The following is a 24,266-nucleotide window of genomic DNA, read 5'->3' as shown; positions in this document are numbered from 1 at the left end:
CCAAAAGCAGCCGGCAAAAAATTATGGTTCTGCGCAGAACCCCGGCCGGAAACACCTTACCGGCCACCCACGTCCTCCACCGGCGCCAGCACCCTCAGCTGCTGCCGAGCATAGGCGGCCGCAGCCGCCGGCAGCTGACGCCAGGCCAGAGCCTGCCCATAGCTGTGACGGGCCGCCGACAGCTCACCCTGCTGCTGCTGGCTGATGGCCAAGCCCAGCCACCAGTCACCGCGCTCACCGTCAAAGGCGCACAGCTGACGGTAAAGGGCGCTGGCCGCGGCGCTTTGCCCCAGTTGCTGGGCCAGCGCCGCCTGCAGGGCGTAAAAATCGGCTTGCTGCTCCAGCGCTGGCGGCCGCAGCCGGGCCAGCACGGCCTGTGCCGCCGCCGGCTGGCCAACATCGGCCAACAGGCGCGCCTGCAGCAGATGCAGCGCCACCTCCTGTGGTGCCAGCGCCGTGGCCCGCTGCAGCGCGGGCAACGCTGTCAGCGGCTGCTGACGGGCCGTCTGCAGCGCCACCAACGTCTGCAACAGCCGCAGATCCGTCGGTGCCTGATTCAGCGCCTGATCCAGCAAATGGCTGGCCGCCGCCAGCTCACCCTGCTGCCAGGCCTGACGGGCCCGATAGAGCCATGTAGCCGTGGTCGTCGCCCCGGCCGGCGGCTGAATCTGTCGCGGCGCAAGCGTCGAACTGGCCACGGGCGCCGCCGTCAAGGGCCGGGCCGGAGCGGTCGGCGCAGGAGCCGGGGCCGGCGCTGTTGCCGCAACCGGCACGGCAGCCACCACAGCGACCTGCGGCATTGCGACGGGATAAGCCTCTGCCGGCTCGGGCCTGGGCTCGACCGGCAGCGGCGCTGGCGACCCGGTCGCCCTTGACGGGGCAACTTCCGCCACGCCATCCGGCGCATCCGCACCCTGTGCTGCGGAAACCGCGGGTCTGTGCGACACCTTCTGGGTCAGCACCTGAGATGACGCCGGCGGCTGCGGCTGCGGCCGCAACCCAAGACCCAGCAACAGGCCGCCAGCCAACCCCAGCAGCACCAGAACCAGTGCCCACCCGACCGACCGCCAGGGCCGGCGCCGCCCTGACTGTGAAGCGGCGCTTACCGGCTGGGCCGGTCGCCGTGCCTCCAGATCGCGCAGCATCTGGTTGATCAGACTCACAGCGACCCCCGCAGGCACTGACCAGCCCAGAAACACAGACCACAGAGCAGCACCACCGCCAAAAGCAGCACCAGGCACTGCCACAGCGGCAGCGGCCGGCGCACCCCCTCGGTATCGACAATCGCGGCCAGGGCCTGACGCCTGCCAACCTGTGTCAGGCCGGCACCGTAGCTGGCCAGCAACGCCTTGTGGGCCAGAATGTTGACCAAGCGCGGTACGCCGCCACTGGCACGGAACAGCAGCCGCAGAGCAGCGGGACGAAACAGGGCCGCGCCCCGCTGCCCGGCCAGATGCAGCCGGTGCCGCACATAGCCACAGAAGGTGGGATAATCCATCGGCTGCAGAACGTAGGAAAACCCGATACGCTGGCGCAACTGGCGCAGGGCCTTGCCCGCCAGGCGTTCGTCCAGTTCCGGCTGGGCGAACAGCACAATCTGCAGCAGCTTGCGTTTTTCGGTTTCGACATTGCTCAGCAGCCGCAAGGCTTCGAGACTGGCGTCCGGCATCGACTGGGCCTCGTCGACACAGACCACCACCCTCTGACCCGCCGCCCGCAGGGCGATCAGGTGCTGCTGCAAAGCCTCGACCAGCCCGGCGGCCTGACCGTCGCCGGCCGGCAGGCCAAGTTCGCTGGCCACGCTGGCATAGAGTTGCGCCGGGGTCAGCAGCGGATTGGGCAGATAGGCGGTCGTCACGCGGCCGTCGGCCTCCAGCTCGGCCAGCAGCTTGCGGCACAGCAGGGTCTTGCCGGTCCCCACCTCACCGCTGATCTTGACCAGACCCTCGTCATGGGACAAGGCCACCAGCAGCACGTTCAGTGCTTCCTGACTCGACAGGGTCTGGTAATAGAATCCGGTGTCGGGTGTCAGGGCAAAGGGCGCTTCACGCAGCCCGAAATGGTCGCCATAACACAGGCGGGCGGCCGCTGCCTGCGCCATCAACGCGCTCCGGGCAGCAACCGCTGCAGGCGAACGCGGCTGTCCTGCAGATCGTCATGCCAGCCCCGGGCATCTTCAACCACCTGAGGCCGCAACAAAATCACCAGTTCGCTTTTGACCAGTTCTTCCTTCTGGTGGCGGAACAGGTGGCCCAACAGGGGCACCTCGGCCAGAAAGGGTACACCGGCCCGATTTTGCACCAGCCGGTTTTTCATCAGGCCACCGATCACCACCACCTGGCCGCTGCGGGCGTGGACGATGGTGTCGGATTCCCGCACACTGCTGAAGGCCAGTGGCAGGGTCTGTTCCTGCCCGGCCACGGTAATGACCTTGGTCTGATCAACCACCTCGCTGACGGTGGGATGAACATGCAGGGTAACGCTGCCGCTGGCACCGATCTGCGGGGTAACATCCAGCGCGATGCCGGAGAAAAACGGCGTCAGGGTGATATCCGGCGTGGTCGTGGTGGTGGTGCCGGTCACGGTATCGCTCGAAACATCGGTGACAAAAAACTCGTCGGTGCCAACCTTGATCACCGCCTTCTGGTTATTGACCGTGGCCACCCGCGGGCTGGAGAGCACCTGCACGTCGCCCTGGCTGCGCACCGCCTCGATAAAGGCCTCGAAATCATCGAAACTGAGCACGGCACTGAACACGCCACCAAAGGCCGAACTGACCAGACCATCGACGGGCAACCCCTCGGGATTGGTCTGTGGCGCAAAGATTACCGGCGCACCGGCAATCTCGCTCTGGCCTTTGGCCAGGCTGGTACCACCGCCCACCTGACCGATGCGGGCCAGATTCTGGCCGTTGTGAACCAGCGAACCCCAGTTGATGCCGGTCTGGTAGCCTTCGCTGAGTTCGACCTCCAGAATCTTGGCCTCCAGAATCACCTGGCGCTGCAGGCTGCCCTGGGTCTGCTGCAGATAATCGGCCACCAGTGCCAGCTGACGCGGGCGCGCCCGCACCACCACCAGTCCGGCATGGGGCTGCACCACCACCGAGGCGCCGTCCTCGCCGGCCAGCAACGCCTCCAGGGTCTGCTGCAGCACCGGCCAGAAATCGGCATCACTGTTGGTTTCTATCCAACTGCCACTTTGGCTCGTCTTCTGGCTGTTATAGGGGTCGCTGCCACTGTCGCTGGCATTATCGCTCCGGCGTGAGTCCTCACTCACCTGTCCAGAACTAACCCGCGTCAAGGATTTTCCGATTCGCCGGAGGGTCAGATAGTCGATCTGGAAGATGCGCGTCTGCGGCCGGTCGGGCAGAACCTGGTAGCCACCGGGAATCGGTCGGTATTCATAACCATAGAGCTGACTGACCAGCTCAAGGGCCTCCTCCAGGGTCACCTGCTGCAGATGCAGGCTGATATCGCCCTCCAGTGCCGGATGTACCACCATGTTGGCGCCCGTGTCGGCGGCCAGGGCAGCAAAGAAGCTGCGCGCCGGCACCTGCTCGGCGGCCACGTCAAACCGCGGAGCAGCCAGGGCCTCGGCCTGGGGCAAGGGCGGCAGCAAAGCCTGGCGCACCGCCTCCGGCAAGGCCGCCGGCGCGGCCTCGGCGGTCGCGGCCGGATCTTCGGCCAGACTCTGCTCCAGCAGCGTCTGGCGCTGGGGCTGTTCACGCCAGGCCGGGGTGCAGGCGGTCAGCCCCAACAGCACGAGCAACAGGCCAAGAACGCGCCACCGGCCACGGCGCTGACGATCGGAAACGACAGGGCAAGCTGGATGCATGGCGTTCACTTTTCCTTTATCGGGCGGCCGCTTGGCCGGGTTACGGTTTCGGGATGCAGACGCAGCCACCAGCGGCGACCCTCGCGCCGCAGCCAGACCCCGTTCTGGTCAATCCGTTCAAGCTGGTAGCCAGCGACAGAAGCACCAACCGCCACCGGCCCGCCATCAAACAGGGCCAGCCGGCCACGTGGCGAATGCAGCAGTGCCCGCAGTTGCGGCAGCGCCTCGACGGCCGGTGTCGCTGACGGCGGAGCACTCTGCGGCGGCGGCCGCATCGGATCATACAGCGATGCCGCCAGGGTGCCCGCCGGTGCCAGCAGCAAAATCAGCAGGCTGGCACCAAACCACCGCCCGGTCACGCCACTCATGGTCGCTCCTCCATGGCCGGTGCGGCCAACAGCAGCCACTCCGGCGTCAGGCTCAGGGTCACCAGCTGCAGCTCGGCCTGCAGCGCACCCGCCGGGCAGGCCGGCTGCGTCGCGTCCGGCGCGGCCGCAATCTCGCGGACAAAGCGCACCTGTTCGATCAGCACCTGCTGCGGCAGGGCTTCGAGCTGGCGCACATAGGCCAGCAGCGCCAGATAATCCCCGCACATCTGAAGCTGCAGGGGATGACGGTACAAAAGCTCCTGGCTGCCCTCTGCCGGCGCGGCGGGCAGCTGCAGCGGCGCGACCGGCCGGGTAACCAGCTGCCGCAAATGCAGATCGGGTCGCTGCGCCAACAGCTGCCGCACCAATGCCGGCATCTGTGCCGGTTCGACCAGCCCGGCCAGCTGGCCGTCAAAGCGGCTGTCGATCTGTTGCAACTGCCGCTGCAGGCGCTGCAGTTCAGCGCGCGACGCGGCATCGGGATCTTGCCCGAGCTGAGCCTCAATGGCCGCCAGCTGCTGGCGGATTTCGCCGTTGGCCGCTCGCAGCTGCGTCAGCTGGCCCTGCAGCAACCGCTGCCGCTGCAGCGCCGGCACTACCAGCAGTTGCGCCAGCAGCACCAGCGGCACCAGCAGGACCGCTGTCGCCACCAGTACCTGCTCACGCCGGCTCAGCTGGCCATACCAGTCGGTCAGACGCGCGCCAACGGCGGTCCATTTCATGGCGCCTCCTCGCCAGCCTGGCTGGCCAGCACGAAGCGATAACGGCCATCGTCCTGCCGCTGCAGCTGCAGATGATTGAAATGACGGCCAGCCAGTTCCGGCTGGCGGGTCAGCAGGCTGACCATCTCCGTTACCGCCGCCGCTGTGGCCGCCACCCCCTCGAGTTCGAGCCGCTGCCCCCCCTCACCCAGCTGCAGGCGGGTCAGCCACAGCTGTGGCAGCGGCTGCCGTGCCAGGGCCTCCAGCACGGGCGCCAGCGGTGGGTGCTGCTGCCGAAAGCGTACCAGCAGATCCAGCAGCGGCTGGCGGTCGTGCAACTGCTGACGCAGACCAGCAAGGCTCCGCAGCAGGGCCGCATCGGGCTGACGCTGCTGCAGTTGCAGGCCCAGGCGCTCCAGCTGATCCTGCAGCTGCTGCTGCAGCTGCTGTTCGGCCACCAACTGCTGCCGCATCAGCCGCTGCTGGCGCCCATGCACAACCAGCGCAAGCAATGCCAGCACCAGCACAAGCGGCAGCAGCAAGCGCGCCAGCCGCAACACCAGCGACCGGCGGCGTGGTCGCAGCGACGGGTGGTAGAGATTGATCTGGCGGTAGGGCGTCTCACTCATGACGTCTCCCGCAGAGCGCGCAAGGCCGCCGCCAGAGCGGTGAAACCAAAGGCGCACAGGGCCTCATCCTCGGGCAGATCGGCCAGATAGGATTGCAAGGGAATAAACAGGGTTTCGGGCGTGAGATAGCTGTTGAGATAGTCGATCAGGCCTGGCAGCGGCTGACGCAGGGGCGCCACCAGCACCCGGCTGACCGGCTGGCGGGTGATATGGCTTTCATAATAATCGAGACTGCGTTGCACCTCCAGCACCAAAGCATCGAGCATCTCCTGCTGGGCGGCAGAGATTTCAATGCCGTCGGTCACCGGTTCGGCCAGGGCGGTCAGTTCATCGAGACCGATATTGAAACGCCGCGCCATGCACAGCTCGCCGGCACGGCTGACCAGCACCAGACCGCTGCCGGGCCACAGGCACAACAACGCCACGCCGCGCTGACTCGATTGTTCATCGCGCAACAGTTCGCGCAGCACCAGTTCGGGAATATCGATGACCCGCAGATCCAGTCCGGCCTGATCACGCACCTGCGCCACCAACGGCCGCAAACGGGCACTCGAAGCCGCCACGGCGAAGGTGAGGGGCTGGCCGGCGGCGGCCTGGTCGAAGGTCACTGCCTCGATGATGGCCTGTTCGGCCGGAAAATCGAACAGATCGCGCAGCTGCCAGCGCAACGCCTCGGACAGCTCATTATCGGGCACCTCGGGACGTTCGGTCTGAATCAGGTTATAGCTGCCCCGCGCCAACAGTAGCACCGTCGGCAAGCCGGCCGCCTGTCGCCGTTCGACACAGGCGCACAGCAACGCGCCCTGCTGTTCAGGCGGCCCCGCCAGCGCCTCCAACCAACACAGACGTGCCCCTGCCGGCGTTTGTTCCACACAGGCCAGAGCCACACCATCGGCCATCAGGCTCAGGCCCAGAACGTGGCGGCCGTGCCTTCCTCGACGTTTCAGAAATCGCAGAATGACCTCCCTCGCTGCCCGTTAACGCTCGCCACCACCCGAGCGCTGGACAGAAGACACGGCTCGGCCCTCATGAAACCATGCAACAGGACGCATCATTAAAACAGCGAAGCGACATTTTTCAAGCGCGAAAACAAAAAATTACCCGTTATCGGTCTTGAGCAGGGTCTGAATCCGGCTGAAGAAATCCGCCGCCCGCACCGCCTGCTGCTGTGGATCGACCGGCGCAGGCTCCGCTGCCTGATTTTCGAGCAGCTCCGGCGGAATTTCCGCCAGAAAACGGCTAGGCACCTGGGGCTGCAGTCGGCCGTAACGGCGCCGCCGCGCTGCCCCCAGCAGCAGCAGACGCTCGCGCGCGCGGGTGATACCAACATAACACAGGCGGCGCTCCTCGCGCACATCGCCCCCCTCCTCCAGCACCTTGCCATGAGGCAGACTGCCCTCTTCGAGCCCCACCAGAAAAACGCAGGGAAACTCCAGCCCCTTGCTCGAATGCAGACTCATCAGCACCACGGCATCCTGCTTGAGCTTCTCCTCCTTGCTGCCGCGCACCGGTTCATCGCGGTCGAGCAGGGAAACCTTTTCAAGAAAACCCTCCAGGGTGGCCACGCCCTCGCGCTCGACATAGGCCGACAGGGCGTTGAACACCTCGTGCAGGTTGTCGATGCGGCGGCGCGCCTGTTTCGGATCTTCGGCCTGGCGGCACAGCTCATCCTCGAAGCCGATTTCTGCAAACAGGGCCTGGGCATCAGGCACCAGTTGGCCGCCCCGGCCAAGCAGGCGCCGGTACCGCTGCAGCAGGCTGACAAAATCATGCACCGCCTGTGCCACCTTGTCACCCAGGTGGTCAGGCAAATCCGGCCGCTGCAGCACCTGCCAGAGAGACTGCTGCCATTCAAGGGACAGCGCAATCAGTTTTTCGGCGCTCTGCTCGCCGATGCCCCGCCGGGGATAGTTGAGAATGCGCAGCAAATTGATCTCGTCGAGGGGGTTGGCCAATACCTTGAAATAGGCCAGGGCGTCGCGTACCTCCTTGCGGTCAAAGAACTGCTGGCCGCCGATCAGCACATAGGGAATATTTTCATAGCGCAGCTGCTCCTCGAAGGCCCGCGACTGACCATTGGTGCGATACAGAATCGCAAAATCGCGATAGGCCCGCTGGCGGGCGTAGCGTTCCTGGTGAATGGTCTCGACCACCGCCATGGCCTCGTCCTCGCCATCATCACACAACCGGTAAACCACCGGCGCCCCAGGCGCGCCGGCACTCCACAGCCGCTTGTCGTGACGGTCAGGATTGTGGCGGATCAAGGCGTTGGCCACCGCCAGAATCCGGCCGCTGGAGCGGTAGTTCTGTTCCAGCTTGATGATACAGGCACCGGGAAAATCACGACCGAAATCAAGAATGTTTCCGGCCACGGCACCGCGCCAGCCGTAGATCGACTGATCATCGTCGCCCACCACGCACAGATTGCCGTGTTCGGCACAGAGTTCGCGCAACAGGCGGTACTGCACGGCATTGGTGTCCTGGTATTCGTCAACCAGCACATAGCGCAGCTGCTGCCGGTAATGGCGCGCCACGTCCGCCGCCTGCTCGAACAGCTGCAGCGTCAGCAGCAGGATATCGTCGAAATCGATGACATTACAGGCCTTGAGGGCCTGTTGGTAGCGCGGATAGAGCTGCGCCGTCAGGGCATCAACGGGATCATCGATCCGGGGTTGAAACTGGGCCGGCCGCTGCAGCTCGTTCTTGGCCCGGCCGATGCGTGCCAGCACCTGTTCAGCAATGCTGGCGGAGCAGCCCGGCTGGTGCCGCGCCAGCAGATCGCGTACCAGCCGCAGCTGGTCTCCGGTGGCGAAAATGGAGAAATTGGTCTTGTAGCCCAGCCGGTCGATGTGCTGGCGCAGGATGCGTACTCCCAGGGAATGGAAGGTGGCGACAATCAGCCCCTTGGCCGCCGCGCGGCCCACCTGATCGATCACCCGCTCGCGCATCTCGCGTGCCGCCTTGTTGGTGAAGGTCAGGGCCACAATCTGCTCGGCCGGCACGTCGCGCAGCAGAGCGGCAATACGGCGGGTGATGACGCGGGTCTTGCCGCTGCCAGCGCCGGCCAGCACCAGCAGAGCGCCTTGCCGATGCGCGACGGCCTGCTGCTGCTGCGGATTAAGCGGCATGGCTCACAACGTTCAACCGAGGCCAGAAATATCTTTCCGACCAACAGATCGCCTCTTGCATTGTTTTACCGTCTTGCAGTATCTTCGCCGCCATGTCTCGCGTCCTTCTTCTCATGATCAGTCTACTGTGGGCCTCCCTGGTGTTTGTCTCCTGGGAAGGCACCGCCGACAGCGGCCCGGCGACCCCGGCCAGCACCGTTCAGCGGTAACGGCAGCGGCAGCCCTGCAGGCTGCCACGGCGGGCCATCTCCTGCTCGATGGCATTGAGCACCTCCCACTTGTTCAGCGACCACAACGGTGCCAGCAGCGTCTCGCGCGGGCCATCGCCGGTCAGGCGCTGAATCAGCGTATCCGGCTGCAGCCGTTCCAGAAAATCCACCGCCAGCTGCACATAGGCCTCCTGTTCCAGCACCCGGATCGCACCCTGCTCATACAGATCACCCAGCGCTGTGCCGCGCAGCACATGCAGCAGATGAATCTTGATGCCATCGACATGCAATCGGGCCATTTCATCGGCCAGCTGCAGCATCTCGTCCCGACTCTCCCCCGGCAGCCCCAGAATCACATGCACGCACAGCCGCACGCCATAGCGGCGGACGCGCGCCACAGCATCGAGAAAACAGCCATAATCGTGGCCACGCCGCAAAAACGCCAGCGTCCGGTCATGACAGCTTTGCAAACCCAGTTCCAGCCACAGGTCGGTGCGCCGCTGCAGTTCGGCCAACAGCGCCAGCACCGGCTCAGCCACGCAATCGGGCCGGGTACCGATGGCCAGACCAACCACATCGGCCACCGCCAGAGCCTCCTCATAGCAGTGACGCAGCCTCTCAACCGGACCGAAGGTGTTACTGAATGGCTGGAAATAGGCAATAAAGCGGCTGGCGCGGTACTTGCGCCGCATCACCTCCTTGCCCTGTTCGAGTTGACCGGCAATCGACAGGCGCCGGGCGATACCACTGGCGCCCGAGCCCTGCGGGTCACAAAACAGGCAGCCCGGCTGCTGGCGGCTGCCGCCGCGATTGGGGCAGGCAAAGCCGGCGTCGATGGAAATCTTGTGTACCCGGCAACCGAACTGCTGCTTGAGGGCTTCGGAGTACAGGCGGTAGGGCTTGGTCATCGGCTGGGACGATCCTGGACAAGGGAGGCCAAAGCCGACCGGCTATTTTAGTTGCCGGCCAGCCGATCGAGATAATCCTGCCATTCACAGGGCAGCAGATCCTGTTTTTTGCTGTTGCAGGCCTTACAGGCCGGCACACAGTTGCCGCGCGTACTGCGACCGCCGCGCACCAGCGGCACAATGTGATCCAGCGTCAGCTCTGCCGGCGGCACCTGGGCGCCGCAATAATGACAGCGGCCACTGGCAATGCGGTTTTTCCACCAGGCGCTTTTACGCAATTCGCGGGCCTTGTCACGCTCGCGCCGCAACTGCTCCGGCGCCACCTCTATCCCTTCCATCTTCTTGCATCCTTTCCACCCGGTCGCGCACGGCATTGCAGATTGCCGGCAACTGTGGCATCAATGGCAACGCCGCAGTGGAAATTGTGGGCCAGCAGGCCAGCCGGCGGCCCACTTTTTGTTTGCCTTGCCATGGATTCGCCATGAAAATCCTCATTGTCGGTGCCGGCCAGGTCGGCTACTTCCTGTGTGAGCGGCTCAGCCATGAAGGGCACGAGGTCGTTCTCATCGACCGCGACGAAACCCATCTGCGCCGCGCCCAGGATCGCCTTAATGTGCTCGGCCTGCTCGGCAACGGCGCCAGCGCTGAAATTCTTGAGCAGGCCAACATCCGCCAGACCGACATCTTCATCGCCGTCACCGATCTCGACGAGGTCAACATCCTCGCCTGCCTGCTGGCACGCGAGTACGAGGTCAGAACCCGCATCGCCCGTGTCCGCAGCATTGAGTACCGCAGCCACGGCGCGGTGCTGTCGAAGGAAAAGCTCGGCATTGATCTGCTGATCAACCCGGCCGACGAGGTGGCCGACGAAATGGTCAAGATCGCCAGCCGCAGCGGCGCCTTTGACGTGGCCGAATTCGTCGAGGGCAAGATCCAGTTCCTCGGCTACCACATGACCAAGGACAGCCCGCTATGCGGCCTGACCCTGCGTGAACTGGGCGAACTGCGCGGCATGTACCGCTTCGTCGTCGCCGCTATCGGCCGGCGCGACAAGACCATCATCCCGCGCGGTGACGATGGCATCGAAGCCGGTGATGATCTATATCTCTTCGCTCACGAACAGGATCTGCCGGCCATCCAGTACCTGTTGCAGGGCAAGACCAGCCGCAGCCGGCGCGGGCCACGCGTGTTCGTCCTCGGTGGCGGCCAGGTCGGTCAGCGGGTGGCCTTGCAGCTGGAAGAGCAGGGCTGCGACATCCGCCTGATCGACCGCGATCCGCTGCGCTGCCAGCAATTGGCGGCACGGCTGAAAAAAACCATCGTGCTCCAGGCCAGTGGCACGGACATCCACGCCCTGCTGGAAGAAGGCCTGGAACAGGCCGACGTGCTCATCACCACCACCGAACGCGATGAAACCAACATTCTCTGCGCCCTGCTCTATAAACAACACTGTCAGGGCCGCGCACTGGCGCTGGTCAACAAGCCCGAGCTGCTGACGCTGGCACCGAGTCTGGGTATCGACGCCTGCATCTCGCCCCGCCTGGCAGCGGCCGGTGCCATTCTCAAATACGTCCGCCGCGGCGGTGTGGTATCGCTGGCCACCATTGAGGGCAGCAACGCCGAAGCCATGGAGATCGTCGTACGGGAAGGCAACCGCCACTGCGAGGTTCCGCTTAAAAAACTCGATTTTCCCGCCAATGCCATCATCGGTGCCATCGTCCGTGGCGATCACTACGAAATCGCCAGCGGCGATTCGGTGCTCAGAGCCGGCGACCGGGTGGTCGTCTTCGCCCTGCCCGAGGCCCAGTCCCGCGTTGACAGGTTCTTCGCCTGATGCGCGCCACCGACGTTCTGCACATCCTCGGTGGCCTGCTGCTGTTTCTGGCCGGAGCGCTGCTGCTGCCGCTGCCCGTGGCCCTGTGGTTCGACGACGGCGCTGCCGGCGCCTTTTTGCAGTCGGCCCTGATCAGCCTGTTGGCCGGGCTGGCACTGCTCAAGGGCTTTGCCGGCGGCCGGGAGCTGGGCCTGCGGGAAGGGTTTGCCGTGGTCAGCTTCGGCTGGCTGCTCTACGCCCTGTTCGGCGCCCTGCCCTATCTGCTCAGCGACGCCATTCCGGCACCGGTGGACGCGATATTCGAGACCATGAGTGGCTTCACCACCACCGGCTCAACCATTCTCAGCCGCATCGAACCCCTGCCCCACAGCGTGCTGTTCTGGCGCGCCCTGACCCACTGGCTCGGCGGCATGGGCATCATCGTGCTGAGCCTTGCCATCCTGCCTCTGCTCGGTGTTGGCGGCATGCAACTGTTTCAGGCCGAGGTGCCTGGCCCAACCGCCGACCGCCTTAAACCACGCATCCAGGACACCGCCAAGCTGCTATGGGGGGTTTATGTGCTGCTCACCGCCGCCGAGGTGGTGCTGCTGATGGCGGGAGGCATGAACACCTTCGACGCCGTCTGTCACGCCTTCGCCACCCTCGCCACCGGCGGTTTTTCCACCCGTGACGCATCGGTCGCCGCCTATGACAGTGCCTATATCGACGCGGTCATCACCCTGTTCATGTTCCTTGCCGGGGTCAACTTCTCCCTGCACTACTATGCTCTGCGCGGCCGCATCGACAGCTATTTCCGTAATGAGGAATTCCGCTTCTACCTGCTGCTGACCGGCGGCGCCACGCTGCTGATCATGCTGTTCAATCAGGGCGCGGTCTACACCAGCCTGGCCGACAATCTGCGCTACAGCCTGTTCCAGGTGGCATCAATCATGACCACCACCGGTTTCGGTACTGCCGATTTCGAGGGCTGGCCGGTGTTGAGCCAATACCTGCTGGTGTTTCTGATGTTCATCGGCGGCTGTGCCGGCTCCACCGGTGGCGGCATCAAGGTCGCCCGCATTCTGCTGCTGCTCAAACAGAGCTTCGGCCAGTTGCACCACCTGATCCACCCGCGACGGGTCTATCTGGTCAAGCTCGGCAACCAGCCGGTGCCCGCCGAGGTGCTGCAAGGCATTCTCGGCTTCTTCGCCCTGTTCATGGGCGTATTCGTCGTCGCATCCTTTCTGCTGGCAGCCTGCGGCCTCGACCTGGTCTCGGCCGGCGCCGCCGTCATCGCCACCCTCGGCAACATCGGCCCGGGGCTGGGCAGCGTTGGCCCGGTGGACAACTTCGGCCACGTGGCGCCACTCGGCAAGATGGTGCTGATCCTGTGTATGCTGCTGGGCCGGCTGGAGCTGTTCACCGTGCTGGTGCTGCTGCTGCCCTCGTTCTGGCGCCGCTGAGCGCGCCCACCGGCCTGTTTGCCACCAAATGCGGCCTGTAGCCCCTGTCAGCGCAGCAGAACAAAACCCATCTGCCGGCCGGTCTGCCCCTGATCGCGGCGATAGGAAAACAGCATGTCCTTGTTGCGATAACTGCACAGGTCGCTGGCATCACAGCGCGGCCCGTCGATGCCGGCAGCCGCCAGCTGCAGCAGGGCACTTTTCTGCAGGTCCAACTGCCACTGCCCCAAGGCAACCTCCGTGGCCAGGGCACTCCAGTCGCCAGCCAGCGGATTGGCGCGAAAGGCGTCACGCACCTCCTTGCCAACGCGATAATGGCGGGCGCTGATGCCCGGTCCAAGGGCCGCCAGCAGCTGGCTGCGCTGACAACCGAATTCCTCGACCATGGCGGCAACGGTCTTGCCGATCAGGCCCGCAGCCATGCCGCGCCAGCCCAGATGGGCCACCGCCGCCACCCGCCGGCGCGGATCGGCCAACAACAGCGGATAGCAGTCCGCCACCGTGACACCGATCATCAGCCCAGGCCGGGCGGTAATGATGGCATCGGCCTCGACGTTCTGGAAATGACTGACATCGTGGTTGTCATCGTCGACCAGCAGGATGTCGTTGCCATGCACCTGCTTGACCAGCAGCAACTCATGCAGCGCGATATCGAAACTGTGCGCCAACGTCGAACGGTTGCCTTCAACATTGTAGGGCGCGTCGTCGGTATTGCTGCCAAGATTAAGCGAATTATACGGCGGCCGGCTGACACCGCCATTGCGGGTGGTCACCCCGGCAAACAGCTGGGGCGGCTTGGCCCAGGCGGCCTGCAGATAGCTGATCTTGCCCTGTCGAACCAGTTCCATGGAAAGCCCTCGTGCATTCGAGTGAAACGCCCGGAGAACGGTTTCCTCCGGGCGTGCAGATAGTTAAAAAGCTGGCGTAAGCGTCGTCAGAACACAGGCTCGGCCGACGTTTCGCCGTATTTTTCCTCCAGCAGTGCCACCAGCGCCGCCATGTCAGCCGGCAGCGGGCTGTGAAACTCCAGATAGGCGCCGGTGCGCGGATGGATAAATCCCAGCAGACAGGCATGCAGGGCCTGGCGTTTCAGCCCCTGCACCAGCGCCCGCACGGCGGTATCGCCAATAGCGGCGGCGCGACCGGGATTGCCGTAGACCGGATCGCCGACCACCGGCAGATTCATTTCGGCCAGATGCACACGAATCTGGTGCGTCCGCCCGGTTTCCAGCCGCATCCGCAGCAGGGTCAGACGCGGTTGATCGTAGCGCCGCACCACCTGCCAGTGACTCACCGCCAGCCGGCCTTCGCGCACCCGGCCGCTCATCTTCTTGCGGTCCTGTGGATGACGACCGATGGCCGAACGGATGCTACCCTCACTCTGCTGGACAATGCCATGCACCAGGGTCAGATAGCGGCGATTGACCGTATGGTCCTTGAACTGAGCCGCCAGATGCTGATGACTGGCATCGTCCTTGGTCACCACCAGAATACCGGAGGTATCCTTGTCAAGCCGGTGGACGATACCGGGCCGCTGCACACCGCCAATACCTGACAGATCACCACAATGATGCAGCAGCGCATTAACCAGGGTGCCACTACCGTGACCGCAGGCCGGATGCACCACCATGCCAGCCGCTTTGTTTACCACCACCAGCGCGTCATCCTCATAAAGGATTTCCAGCGGCAAGGCCTGCGGCCGGGCCTCACAGGGCTCCGGCGCCTCCGGTTGCAGACAGATGCGCTGACCCGCTTTAAGGCGCGAACCGGCCTTGACCACCTGGCCATCGACACGCACGCGCTGCCGCTCGACCAGACGCTTGATCTGGGAACGGCTTAGATCCGGGCACAGCCGCGCCAGCAGCTGATCGAGACGCTCAGCACTATTTTCACAAACAAATTCGCGGATATCGCTCATCTACCAGATAGAGCTCTCAATTTTACCGGCCTGCTTGATCATCACATCAACGATAGCCCGATCATACAGGGCATCGCGGCCGGCAATGGCGGCACTGACCCGCTCGTGAAAATGTTCCCGCCCCTCCTGCAGTTCTTCGGCCAGCAGATCAAAAATATTGTCGTTACGGATGCCCTCGGCGACCTTTTCCGGATTATACAGCGCAATATCGGACACAATCGCCCGCGCCAGCCGGAACGCCAGGTCCGGATCCTCTACCTGTCTCGCCATAACCTTGTTTCTCCCGGCCGCAGCCTGTGGACGAAGGGAAACGCAGGGGCAGCGGCAAGCGCCCACCGCGAACAGCATCGTGCAGAGCCTACCTGAAAAACAAAAGGCTTGTCAAACCGTCAAACGATAGCCAACTGCTCGAAGTGGCGCCTCTTTAGCGACAGCAGACACAAAAAGAGGCAGCCACGCGCGGCAGCTGCCTCTGTTTCGGCCACACAGGGAACCGACCGCCCGGAACAGGCCGCCGGTGCCGGGGCTATTTACTGTGACACTTATTACAGGCGCTCATGTCCTCAACCTGGGTATGGCAGGTTCCGCACAGGGCATGACCAGCGGACATGTCGGAAACATCGATCTTGGCCGGCTCACCCTCATGACAGAGACTACAGTCGCTCTCGGCGGCTTCGATGTGCATGTTGTGATCAAACTTGACATCGCCCTTGGTGGCACCCTTGTACTTGTAGACACCCTCGGGCAGCACCTCCACCTTGACGATGGGGGCACTGGTGCCATCCTGCTGGGCCAGGAACACCGGAACAAACGCGACAACCACGGCCAGCACCGCAAACAACAGATTTTTCATCCACCTCACTCCTTGTCTCGGGAAAACCATAACAATTCAATGGGAACGACCAGCACACTCTTCTACCGCGAAGGCCGGGGCCCTGTCAATTCCGATTTCGGCAATCGCCGCCAAAAGAGACCGAACGACAGGCAGTTGGCGCCGGCGGCGGCGCGGCGGACCTTTCAACCTTTTCTCCAGCCGGTCAGATGGGTATAATGACCATCCCCTGTCCCCGACCCACAACCTCTAGAGCACATCGGAACCCGCCATGGACGCCAGCCTCCGCAATGACCTGCTTACCCTGCAACGCGGCGAAATCACCGAACAGCAGATCTATCAGCATCTGGCGCGCCGCCTCAAGGACGCCAACAACCGGACCATCCTCGAACGCATGGCAGCTGAGGAACAGCGTCATTACAGCATCCTGCGCCGCCACACCGGGGTCGAGGTGGCGCCACAACGCTGGCGGGTGTGGCTGTACTGCAGCCTGGCGCTGCTGTTCGGTCTGACCTTCACCCTCAAGCACATGGAACGCGGCGAGGATCGCGCCCGCCGCCGTTATGAGTCCCTTGCTGCCCAGATTCCGGAAGCCACCGAAATCGCCCTAGATGAAAAAAACCACGAACGTCAGGTGCTCGACCTGCTCGATGAAGAACGCCTGCGCTACACCGGCTCCATTGTCCTCGGCCTCAACGATGCCCTGGTGGAACTCACCGGTGTGCTGGCCGGCCTGACCCTGGCCCTGCAGAATACCCGCCTGATCGCCCTTACCGGGCTGATCACCGGCATCAGCGCCGCCCTTTCCATGGCCTGCTCGGAGTATCTCTCAACCAAAAACGATCCGGGCCAGGATGGTCAGCCCCGCACGGCGGCGCTCTACACCGGCTGCGCCTACATTGTCACCGTGATTCTGCTGGTGGCGCCCTTCTTCCTGCTGGGCCATTACCTGTTGTGCCTGCTGGCAAGCCTGCTGATGGCGATCGCCATCATCGCCGGATTCAATTACTACCTGTGCGTAGCGCAGGATCTCGATTTCACCGCCCGTTTCCGCGAAATGGTCACCTTAAGTCTCGGGGTTGCTGTCCTGAGTTTCGTGCTTGGCTATCTGGCACGGCTGGTGCTGGGCGTGAACCTCTAGCAACGCGGCAACCCGACCGTTACAGGAAACAGATCCCATGCGCGACGAAGTCAAGGAACTGCAGATCGGCATGAAAATCCGCAACCTGCGGCAGGACCGGCGCCTGACCCTGCAGGATGTGGCCGACCGCACCGGCTTGTCCAAGCCGCTGCTGTCCCAGATCGAAAACAACCAGGTGATTCCGCCCCTGGCCACGCTGTTGCGCATCGCCAAGGCCTTCGGCATCACCCTCAACTGTTTTTTCGAGGACGAGCGCGACGAAAACAAATGCATCCTCATCCGCGCCGGCCAGCAACACAGCCGCCAGCTGCGCCCTTCCCACAGCCACCGGCCGCAGCCGTACACCTATCATTCACGCGCCTACGGCAAAACCCGCCACCATATGGAACCCTTCGATGTGGAGTTTCTTGCCCGCCAGTGGCACGATGACCTGCTGGTGCGCCATGAAGGCGAGGAGTTCCTCTATCTGCTCGAAGGTGAGGTGGAATTCCGCTACGGCGACCAGACCTATCACCTGCGGCCGGGCGATTCGGTCTACTACGATTCGAGCGAACCCCACGGCTACATCGCCATCGGCAACATCCGTCCGCGAGCCCTGGCCGTTCTGTACTCGAAAAGCTGACCCGCCCCCTGACCGCGGGCAGTCAACCACGACCTGAAGGAGGAGAGCATGGCAACTGTTGGTGTGATTCTTGCCGGCTGCGGCGTCTACGACGGCAGCGAAATCCATGAAGCGGTGCTGGCGCTGCTGGCCCTCGACCGAGCCGGCGTCAAGGTACAGTGTCTGGCGCCGGACAAGGCCCAGATGCATGTGGTCAACCACCAGAGTGGCGATGTCGCCGAGGGCGAAAGTCGCCAGATACTGGTGGAAGCCGCCCGCATTGCCCGCGGCAACGTGCTGCCGCTGGGCCGCGTCCGCGCCGAAGACTTCGACGCCTTGGTGCTGCCCGGCGGCTTCGGCGCTGCCAAAAATCTGTGCAACTTTGCCATCAAGGGTGCTGATTGCGATGTCGATGAAGAGGTCGCCGCGCTGGTCCGCGCGCTGGTCGCCGCCGGCAAACCCATTGCCGCCATCTGCATCGCGCCGGTTCTGCTGGCCCGCATCCTCGGCAGCGACGGCCGCAAACCACGTCTGACCATCGGCAGCGACAGCACCACCGCTGCCGCCCTGATCGCCATGGGCGCTGAACATGTCCCCTGCCCTGTGGACGACTGCGTGGTGGATACGCAACTGAAACTGGTGACCACGCCCGCCTACATGCTGGCCCGTTCCATTACCGAAGCTGCCAGGGGCATCGACAAAACCATCCAGACCCTGATCGGCATGCTTTGACACAACGGCGCTGACAGCCCAGGGGATCACCCTGCCCGCCGTTTGGCAACCACAACCAACGCCCACCGCAATTTGCGCGGTGGGCCTTTTTTTTGCTTTTCAGCCTGAGGGACAGTGCTACCCCTTGCCAGCAGCCCTGGCCGACGTATGCTTGAAGCCATTGCAAAAAACAGGTTCCCGCCCGGCAAAAACACCAAAAACATGGCACGACCGCTGAATGCATCCCGCAGCCGGCCGAGATCTTACAATGAGAACAGAACAACGAAGCCATAAAATTTCTGACCAGCCCCGCTCCATACCCACCGCTTGACCGGGAGAAGTCTATGACCACAGCCCCCCTGCAACCGCAGCCACAAACCGCCAGCAGCTGGCCCGAAGAACGGGACGCCTGCGCCATTATCGGCATGTTCAACACCAACGGCCGCCCCAGCCACGGGAACGTTCAGCGCAGCCTGGAAGGCCTGATCAAGATGGGCCATCGTGCCGGCGAGATTGCCGGCGAAGGCGATGGCTGCGGCATCCTCACCGACATTCCGCGCCAGCTGTGGCAGGAAAGCCTGCAACAGCTGGGCCTGCCCCCGACCCTGGCCGACAGCCCGGCATTCAGTGTCGGCCACCTGCTGGTACCCCAACAGATCCTGGCCAGCGATGACCAGTTACTTACCCGCATTCAGAACCTGATCGGCCAGCGCGGCTGCCGTATCCTGTTGCAGCGGCCCGGCCAGGTGCGCAGCGAAACCCTGTCGGCTCTGGCGCGCAGCAGTGAGCCGTTGTTCTGGCAACTGGCCCTTGAGTGTCCCAGAGAAAACCGTGATTCCATTTTGTTTGAACTGGCTGTAGAAATTGAACAAACATTTGATGTCCATGTTGCATCACTGTCTAACCAAGTGACAGCCTACAAGGTTCACGGCGCACCGGAGCTGCTGACGCTGTATTATCCCGAGCTCAAGCGCAAGGAGTTCACCTCGGCCAACACCATCGGCCACAGCCGCTTTTCCACCAACACCCTGCCGACGGTGCTGCGAGCGCAACCCTTCAGCCTACTGGGCCACAATGGCGAGATCAACACCATCGAGCGCCTGCGCGAGGAAGCCCGCTTGCTTGGCCTGCCCCTCAGCCGCGGTGGCAGCGATTCGCAGGATCTCAACCGCACCCTCGAAGGCCTTATCTGCCGCCACGGCCTGAGCCTGTTCGAAGCCATGGAAATCTGCTTCCCACCCATTTTCAGCGAAGTGGACCTGCTGCCGGCACAACTGCAACCGCTCTACAGCTTCATTCGCCGCTTTTTTCCGGCCAGCGCCCAGGGACCGGCCGCCATCATCAGCCGCTGGCACAATGAATGTGTCTTCAGTGTCGACGCCATGGGTCTGCGCCCCCTGTGGTTCGGCGAAACCAACAAGTTCTGTTTTGTCTCGTCGGAGGTAGCGGTCGTGCCACAGGAGGATCTACTCAGCGACCCGAAGGTGTTGGCCCCCGGCGAAAAGCTGGCCCTGGAACTGCTGCCCGGCGAAGGCTTGCGCCTGCTCGACCAGGACAGCCTGCGCCAGTGCGTTGGCCAGCGGCTGGGCCGGCGCGTAGCGCTCAAGCGCCTGGCCAGCCAGCTGACCGACGGCGCCGCCAGCACGGCGTCGCCCGCTGATGAAAGCCGCCACTTCGGCCGCAGCCGCAAGCTACAGCGCGATAACCTGCTCGATGCCTTTGCCTGGAAACGCAGCGACCTGCTCAATCTCAAGGATATTCTCAAAACCGGCCGTGAGCCCATCGCCTCGCTGGGCTACGATGGTCCGCTGGCGGCATTGGCCCGCTCGCATCAGAATCTGGCCGACTATTTCAAGGAGCAGGTGGCGGTGGTCACCAACCCGGCGATTGATCACGAACGGGAAAAGGCGCATTTTTCAACCCGGGTATTCCTCGGCGCCAAGCCCGGCTGGCGCGGCCGTCCGCCCCTCGGCCTGACGCTGGCCGCCCCGCTGCTCTGCGGTGGCCAGCGCACGGGTGACACCGGCACCTACCCACAGGAACAGGCCCGCCGCCACGGCCTGTGTACCCTTGAACAACTGCTGGGCCACTTCCGCACCGGTCAGCGACGGCGCTACCGCCTGCTCGACTGTGCCCTGCGGCGCGATGAAACCCTGCCACAAGCCCTCCAGCGCCTGTGTACTGGCGCCCTGACCGCCGCCCAAAGCGGCTGCCCGCTACTGCTGCTCGATGACAGCGCCGCCTTCAGCTCCGGCTGGGATTTTCTCGACCCGGCCCTGGCAGTCAACGCCATTCATCAGGCCCTGTGTCATGAAACCCTCAGTGATGGCAGCGCCCTGCGGCGCCAGACCAGTCTGGTGTTGCGCAGCGGGGCATTGCGCAACCTGCACGATCTGGTCTTTCACCTGGCCCTGGGCACCGATGCCCTCTGCCCCTATCTGCTGTGGGAGCTTTCCGCCGAACAACCTGATGGCCTGGCCAACCTGCTGCCGGTACTGATCCAGGGCATCGAAACCGTGCTGTCAACCATGGGCACCCACGAAATCGGCGGTTACGGCCGCTTCTTCGCCGCCATCGGCCTGGCCGACGATCTGGCCAGGCAATTTTCCATGGCCAACTTCTGCGGCAGCACTGCCGGCGGTCTGAGTCTGACACAACTTGAACAACAGTTGCGGCAGCGACGCGCCAGCGCCCGGCGGCGCAAGGCCGAGCCGGTTCCGGTCCAGTTCCGCCTGTATCCCCGCATCTGGAAGGATGTCAGCGCCGTTGCCCGCATGGAGCAAAGCTACCCCGACCTGTCACGCCGCATCGGCGAATTCGAGCGCGAACACCCGCTGGCCATCCGTCACCTGCTCGATTTCCGCTTTCCCGGTGAGCTGCGGATCGATCCCGACAGTGTCGACACCCGCGTCGGCACGCACGACTATCCGTTTCTGTTCTCGGCCATGAGTTTTGGCTCGCAAAGCGAAACCGCCTTTCGCATCTACGCCGAAGCGGCGCGTAAACTTAACATCCTGTGCATGAACGGCGAAGGCGGCGAGATTCCTGACATGCTGGGACAGTATCGCGCCCATCGCGGCCAGCAGATCGCTTCCGGCCGCTTCGGCGTCCACATTGATCTGCTCAACTCTGCCGATGTGCTCGAAATCAAGGTCGGCCAGGGCGCCAAACCCGGCGAGGGCGGCCATCTGCCGGGCTTCAAGGTCACCGCCAAGATCGCCGCCGCGCGTAATGCCAGCCCCGGCGTCAGCCTGATTTCGCCCTCAAACAACCACGACATCTATTCCATCGAGGATCTGGCCCAGATCATCGAGGAGCTGCGCACCGCCAACCCACGTGCCCGCATCGGTGTCAAGGTGCCGGCAGTGGCCGGCATCGGCACCATCGCCATGGGCATCGCCAAGGCCGGCGCCGACATCATCACCATCAGCGGCTACGACGGCGGCACCGGCGCGGCGCGCAAGCATGCCATCAAGTTCGTCGGCCTGCCAGCGGAAATCGGCGTTCGTGAAGCTCACCGCGCACTGGCCTGCAGCGGCCTGCGCGAGCGGGTTGAGCTCTGGGCCGACGGCGGTGCCCGCAGCGGTCGCGACCTGGTGAAGCTGATGCTGCTCGGCGCCAACCGAGTCGGCTTCGGTACCTTGCCGATGATCGTCATTGGCTGCACCGCCTGCCGCAACTGCCATCTGGGCACCTGCCATGTCGGCATCGCCTGTCAGATTGAAAACACGGAGGAAGCGCGGCAAAAAGGTCTCAAGCGCTTCGTGCCACGCGTGCTGGAGCATGGCATTCTTTACGAAACCACCTTCTTCCGCGCTCTGGGCGAAGAGATCCGCCTGCTCACTGCCAAACTCGGCTTCAGCCGCACCCAGGATCTGGTCGGACAGGCCAACCTGCTGCAACAGATCCAGTGCCACGAACAGCTCGACCTGACTGCCCTGCTGCAGGTGGAAGCCTGCGAACGCCAGCCGGCACCGCCCCTGCGCACCCGCCAGCTGCGCCGGCCGCTCAATTACCTGACCGCCCAACTGTCAACCCTGGTAACCGATGCCTTCGATCAGGGCGACGAACGCGTCCGTTTTTCCGACGACCGCATCGGCAGCTGCGACCGTGCCATCGGCACCCGGCTGGCGGGAGCTCTCTGTCAGGCACGGCAGGAGGGCCGTTATCCGCACCCTCCTCAGGCACTGCTGCATTTCGGCCGCGATGCCATCGCCGGTAATGGCCTGGGCGCCTTCAACAGCGACGGCATCAGCATCTGTGTCGAAGGCGGCGCCCAGGATGGCGTCGGCAAAAGCGCCCGAGGTGGTCGCATCGTCATCCTCAAGGGTGAAACCGCCAGCGGCCAGCGCGTCGGCGGCAGCGTCGGCAAGGGGCTGGCCTACGGTGCCCAGGGCGGACTGTTCCTGGTGCAGGGCAACGCCGACAGCCGCGCCTGCATCCGCCTTTCCGGCGCCGATGTCGTCCTCGGCGCCCGCCTGCAAACACCCCTGTCACAGCGCCGCGATGGTCTGGCCACTCGCGCCAACCTCAAGGGCTTTGCCTTCGAATACATGACCGCCGGCCGCGTGGTGGTGCTGGGTGATCCCGGCCCGTGGATCTGTTCCGGCATGACCGGCGGAACCATCTACTGCCACACGGATCCGGCCCTGGGCCTGACCCAGGAGGCCCTGCGTCAGCGGCTGGCATGGGGCGCGCAGGTTCACTTCAGCGCCCTGGACGACGCGGATGTCGACATCGTCAACAACCTGCTGCTGGAATACCACCGCGAGTTGCTGCACAGTTACCAGAACGATGAAGCTCAACAGATCAGCCAGATCATGGCCCGCAGCCGAACCGCCTTCGTCAAGATCAGCGCCGGCAGCGATCCCGATCCACAAACACACTGACCAGCGTCCGACGCCCCTTTCTTTATAACGGAGGCAAAAAAAGCCGTTGACTTCGACTGCCGCCTTTGTTACAACAGGCTCCGCGTCAGGGCATCAACCGGCGCGACATGCGGGAATAACTCAGTGGTAGAGTGCAACCTTGCCAAGGTTGAAGTCGCGAGTTCGAATCTCGTTTCCCGCTCCAAAAAAAGATAAAGGCCCGGTCTAGCGACTGGGCCTTTTTTGTTTTGCTTCCAAGAAGTGTTACGCCAAGTCTTGCCATCATTCCTCTTCAGCCCTGCCTGTCCGCAGCAGGCAGCCAGCCTTCGCGGGTGATATTCTCCGCATACAGCCAGCTAAACCTTGTTATTTCAGGATGATAACCAACCATTCCTCGCGCTGCCGTCGGTTCTGCCGATCAGGTTTCCCCTCTCATCGTATAACCCCAGCATACGTTTGCGCCGCTCGCGGCCGCTTTTGCTGCCACGCCAGCCTGCAGACGCTGCCCCGGCGTGCGCCGGATATTTTTCCCTGTGATATTTTCTTTTTTGTTTCAGGTGCTTGAGCGGACTCGTTCGTGATGGCTGTGTTTATTGGCACTGGTTGGCACGCCTTGCGCAATAGCATCTGGGTAAGAACAACGCAGGATTTCCGAATCCTCAGGATTCAACCCCCATAAACGTTTCACCACAGGAGGGCGCCATGAAAACTACCTTTAAAACCACCCTGCTCTCGTTGACCTCGTTGCTGCTTGCCTCGCCGGTGTTCGCTGCCACGCAGCGCGCTGACCACAGTGGCCTTTTGGTCTGGTTGTTCCTCGGTTTCTGTGGCCTGATCCTGGTGGCCCAGCTGGTCCCGGCGGTTCTGGTGATGTTCGGCATCGTCAAGGCGGTGGCCAGCCCGAAGGAAGTCAGCGGCAAGGCCTGATCGCACGGCACCGTCAGCAACAACTCCAACCCTTGAAGCGACCCCATAACACAACCGCTGCCGCCGGCGAACCGGCGGCAGCCTTTAGCCCCCGGAGAAACCCCATGAAATCCTCTGCCCTTAAAGCCCTGATCCTTACCGCTGTGCTGCCGCTGGCTTCGGCTTCCTCTGCTCTTGCTGCCTCGACGGCCGGGCGCGCGGACCACAGTGGTCTG

The 24,266-nt window shown here is 63.7% G+C and carries 21 protein-coding genes and 1 tRNA gene; 8 read left to right on the top strand and 14 right to left on the bottom strand.

What is annotated here, in order from left to right:
• Positions 1-56: 56 nt before the first annotated feature.
• The 10 genes from BLR80_RS04000 to BLR80_RS03955 all read right to left on the bottom strand — a co-directional run bounded on the left by BLR80_RS04000 (position 57) and on the right by BLR80_RS03955 (position 10,115).
• Positions 57-1,163 (bottom strand): tetratricopeptide repeat protein, encoded by a 1,107-nt coding sequence (locus BLR80_RS04000; protein WP_092076525.1) that lies wholly within the window; start codon positions 1,161-1,163, stop codon positions 57-59.
• The gene (locus BLR80_RS03995) at positions 1,160-2,101 is read right to left on the bottom strand and encodes an ExeA family protein (protein ID WP_092076523.1); all 942 of its coding nucleotides are present in this window, start codon (positions 2,099-2,101) and stop codon (positions 1,160-1,162) included. Before BLR80_RS03995 ends, BLR80_RS04000 begins: the two co-directional genes overlap by 4 nt.
• Positions 2,101-3,834, bottom strand: a complete 1,734-nt coding sequence (gene mshL, locus BLR80_RS03990; protein WP_092076521.1) for a pilus (MSHA type) biogenesis protein MshL — start codon at positions 3,832-3,834, stop codon at positions 2,101-2,103. The genes BLR80_RS03995 and mshL overlap by 1 nt, the downstream gene beginning before the upstream one ends.
• A 5-nt stretch (positions 3,835-3,839) precedes the next feature.
• A complete protein-coding gene (locus BLR80_RS03985; protein WP_092076519.1) occupies positions 3,840-4,202 on the bottom strand; it encodes a hypothetical protein in 363 nt (120 codons plus the stop codon).
• The gene (gene gspM / locus BLR80_RS03980) at positions 4,199-4,924 is read right to left on the bottom strand and encodes a type II secretion system protein GspM (protein ID WP_092076517.1); all 726 of its coding nucleotides are present in this window, start codon (positions 4,922-4,924) and stop codon (positions 4,199-4,201) included. Before gspM ends, BLR80_RS03985 begins: the two co-directional genes overlap by 4 nt.
• Positions 4,921-5,532, bottom strand: a complete 612-nt coding sequence (locus tag BLR80_RS03975; protein WP_092076515.1) for a PilN domain-containing protein — start codon at positions 5,530-5,532, stop codon at positions 4,921-4,923. The genes gspM and BLR80_RS03975 overlap by 4 nt, the downstream gene beginning before the upstream one ends.
• Complete coding sequence (locus BLR80_RS03970) at positions 5,529-6,431, bottom strand: type IV pilus biogenesis protein PilM (protein ID WP_092076513.1); 903 nt, start codon at positions 6,429-6,431, stop codon at positions 5,529-5,531. Before BLR80_RS03970 ends, BLR80_RS03975 begins: the two co-directional genes overlap by 4 nt.
• 198 nt (positions 6,432-6,629) lie before the next feature.
• On the bottom strand, positions 6,630-8,660 hold the full coding sequence (locus BLR80_RS03965; protein ID WP_092076511.1) for an ATP-dependent helicase: 2,031 nt from the start codon (positions 8,658-8,660) through the stop codon (positions 6,630-6,632).
• 199 nt (positions 8,661-8,859) lie between these two features.
• A complete protein-coding gene (gene mnmL / locus BLR80_RS03960) occupies positions 8,860-9,777 on the bottom strand; it encodes a tRNA modification radical SAM protein MnmL/YtqA (protein WP_092076509.1) in 918 nt (305 codons plus the stop codon).
• 47 nt (positions 9,778-9,824) lie between these two features.
• The gene (locus BLR80_RS03955) at positions 9,825-10,115 is read right to left on the bottom strand and encodes an HNH endonuclease (RefSeq protein WP_092076507.1); all 291 of its coding nucleotides are present in this window, start codon (positions 10,113-10,115) and stop codon (positions 9,825-9,827) included.
• Positions 10,116-10,258: 143 nt separating this feature from the next.
• Between BLR80_RS03955 and trkA the strand changes: the two genes are divergently transcribed.
• Together trkA and BLR80_RS03945 are read left to right on the top strand one after the other, a co-directional pair.
• Positions 10,259-11,611 carry a Trk system potassium transporter TrkA gene (gene trkA, locus BLR80_RS03950; RefSeq protein WP_143012076.1) on the top strand — a complete coding sequence of 451 codons (1,353 nt, stop codon included), beginning with the start codon at positions 10,259-10,261 and terminating at the stop codon, positions 11,609-11,611.
• Complete coding sequence (locus BLR80_RS03945; RefSeq protein WP_092076504.1) at positions 11,611-13,053, top strand: TrkH family potassium uptake protein; 1,443 nt, start codon at positions 11,611-11,613, stop codon at positions 13,051-13,053. Before trkA ends, BLR80_RS03945 begins: the two co-directional genes overlap by 1 nt.
• Before the next feature lie 47 nt (positions 13,054-13,100).
• On the opposite strand, the gene pgeF is transcribed toward BLR80_RS03945, so the two are convergent.
• The 4 genes from pgeF to BLR80_RS03925 all read right to left on the bottom strand — a co-directional run bounded on the left by pgeF (position 13,101) and on the right by BLR80_RS03925 (position 15,824).
• Positions 13,101-13,901 carry a peptidoglycan editing factor PgeF gene (pgeF, locus tag BLR80_RS03940; RefSeq protein ID WP_092076503.1) on the bottom strand — a complete coding sequence of 267 codons (801 nt, stop codon included), beginning with the start codon at positions 13,899-13,901 and terminating at the stop codon, positions 13,101-13,103.
• A gap of 86 nt (positions 13,902-13,987) precedes the next feature.
• On the bottom strand, positions 13,988-14,971 hold the full coding sequence (locus BLR80_RS03935; RefSeq protein ID WP_092076502.1) for an RluA family pseudouridine synthase: 984 nt from the start codon (positions 14,969-14,971) through the stop codon (positions 13,988-13,990).
• On the bottom strand, positions 14,972-15,241 hold the full coding sequence (locus BLR80_RS03930; RefSeq protein WP_092076500.1) for a hypothetical protein: 270 nt from the start codon (positions 15,239-15,241) through the stop codon (positions 14,972-14,974).
• A gap of 256 nt (positions 15,242-15,497) precedes the next feature.
• Positions 15,498-15,824: a cytochrome c3 family protein gene (locus tag BLR80_RS03925; RefSeq protein ID WP_092076498.1), complete on the bottom strand. Its 327-nt coding sequence runs from the start codon at positions 15,822-15,824 to the stop codon at positions 15,498-15,500.
• A gap of 250 nt (positions 15,825-16,074) precedes the next feature.
• Here BLR80_RS03925 and BLR80_RS03920 point away from each other — a divergent pair, with 250 nt between their 5' ends.
• The 6 genes from BLR80_RS03920 (at position 16,075) to BLR80_RS03895 (ending at position 24,051) form a co-directional block, all read left to right on the top strand.
• Positions 16,075-16,944 (top strand): VIT1/CCC1 transporter family protein, encoded by an 870-nt coding sequence (locus BLR80_RS03920; protein WP_092076496.1) that lies wholly within the window; start codon positions 16,075-16,077, stop codon positions 16,942-16,944.
• A 37-nt stretch (positions 16,945-16,981) separates the two neighbouring features.
• Entirely contained in the window at positions 16,982-17,566 is a 585-nt protein-coding gene (locus BLR80_RS03915) for a helix-turn-helix domain-containing protein (RefSeq protein WP_092076494.1), read from the top strand.
• A gap of 48 nt (positions 17,567-17,614) precedes the next feature.
• Positions 17,615-18,277 (top strand): isoprenoid biosynthesis glyoxalase ElbB, encoded by a 663-nt coding sequence (elbB, locus tag BLR80_RS03910; RefSeq protein ID WP_092076492.1) that lies wholly within the window; start codon positions 17,615-17,617, stop codon positions 18,275-18,277.
• A gap of 323 nt (positions 18,278-18,600) precedes the next feature.
• Positions 18,601-23,145 carry a glutamate synthase-related protein gene (locus BLR80_RS03905; protein ID WP_092076490.1) on the top strand — a complete coding sequence of 1,515 codons (4,545 nt, stop codon included), beginning with the start codon at positions 18,601-18,603 and terminating at the stop codon, positions 23,143-23,145.
• A 109-nt stretch (positions 23,146-23,254) separates the two neighbouring features.
• Positions 23,255-23,329 (top strand) — tRNA-Gly (locus BLR80_RS03900).
• 497 nt (positions 23,330-23,826) lie between these two features.
• Complete coding sequence (locus tag BLR80_RS03895) at positions 23,827-24,051, top strand: hypothetical protein (RefSeq protein ID WP_092076488.1); 225 nt, start codon at positions 23,827-23,829, stop codon at positions 24,049-24,051.
• Positions 24,052-24,266: the final 215 nt, after the last annotated feature.

The sequence above is a fragment of the Desulfuromonas thiophila genome, assembly GCF_900101955.1.
GTDB classification, from domain to species: Bacteria; Desulfobacterota; Desulfuromonadia; order Desulfuromonadales; family Desulfuromonadaceae; genus Pseudodesulfuromonas; species Pseudodesulfuromonas thiophila.
This window is presented reverse-complemented; position numbering and strand designations above follow the sequence as displayed.

Coding starts and splice junctions, on each gene's coding strand:
- BLR80_RS03935 (WP_092076502.1), bottom strand. CDS start 14,971: ATGAGCGATATCCGCGAATTTGTTTGTGAAAATAGTGCTGAGCGTCTC.
- BLR80_RS03925 (WP_092076498.1), bottom strand. CDS start 15,824: ATGAAAAATCTGTTGTTTGCGGTGCTGGCCGTGGTTGTCGCGTTTGTT.
- BLR80_RS03930 (WP_092076500.1), bottom strand. CDS start 15,241: ATGGCGAGACAGGTAGAGGATCCGGACCTGGCGTTCCGGCTGGCGCGG.
- BLR80_RS03995 (WP_092076523.1), bottom strand. CDS start 2,101: ATGGCGCAGGCAGCGGCCGCCCGCCTGTGTTATGGCGACCATTTCGGG.
- BLR80_RS03955 (WP_092076507.1), bottom strand. CDS start 10,115: ATGGAAGGGATAGAGGTGGCGCCGGAGCAGTTGCGGCGCGAGCGTGAC.
- BLR80_RS03905 (WP_092076490.1), top strand. CDS start 18,601: ATGACCACAGCCCCCCTGCAACCGCAGCCACAAACCGCCAGCAGCTGG.
- BLR80_RS03970 (WP_092076513.1), bottom strand. CDS start 6,431: ATGGCCGATGGTGTGGCTCTGGCCTGTGTGGAACAAACGCCGGCAGGG.
- BLR80_RS03985 (WP_092076519.1), bottom strand. CDS start 4,202: ATGAGTGGCGTGACCGGGCGGTGGTTTGGTGCCAGCCTGCTGATTTTG.
- gspM (WP_092076517.1), bottom strand. CDS start 4,924: ATGAAATGGACCGCCGTTGGCGCGCGTCTGACCGACTGGTATGGCCAG.
- mshL (WP_092076521.1), bottom strand. CDS start 3,834: ATGCATCCAGCTTGCCCTGTCGTTTCCGATCGTCAGCGCCGTGGCCGG.
- BLR80_RS03945 (WP_092076504.1), top strand. CDS start 11,611: ATGCGCGCCACCGACGTTCTGCACATCCTCGGTGGCCTGCTGCTGTTT.
- BLR80_RS03965 (WP_092076511.1), bottom strand. CDS start 8,660: ATGCCGCTTAATCCGCAGCAGCAGCAGGCCGTCGCGCATCGGCAAGGC.
- mnmL (WP_092076509.1), bottom strand. CDS start 9,777: ATGACCAAGCCCTACCGCCTGTACTCCGAAGCCCTCAAGCAGCAGTTC.
- BLR80_RS03895 (WP_092076488.1), top strand. CDS start 23,827: ATGAAAACTACCTTTAAAACCACCCTGCTCTCGTTGACCTCGTTGCTG.
- BLR80_RS03975 (WP_092076515.1), bottom strand. CDS start 5,532: ATGAGTGAGACGCCCTACCGCCAGATCAATCTCTACCACCCGTCGCTG.
- BLR80_RS03920 (WP_092076496.1), top strand. CDS start 16,075: ATGGACGCCAGCCTCCGCAATGACCTGCTTACCCTGCAACGCGGCGAA.
- pgeF (WP_092076503.1), bottom strand. CDS start 13,901: ATGGAACTGGTTCGACAGGGCAAGATCAGCTATCTGCAGGCCGCCTGG.
- BLR80_RS03915 (WP_092076494.1), top strand. CDS start 16,982: ATGCGCGACGAAGTCAAGGAACTGCAGATCGGCATGAAAATCCGCAAC.
- trkA (WP_143012076.1), top strand. CDS start 10,259: ATGAAAATCCTCATTGTCGGTGCCGGCCAGGTCGGCTACTTCCTGTGT.
- elbB (WP_092076492.1), top strand. CDS start 17,615: ATGGCAACTGTTGGTGTGATTCTTGCCGGCTGCGGCGTCTACGACGGC.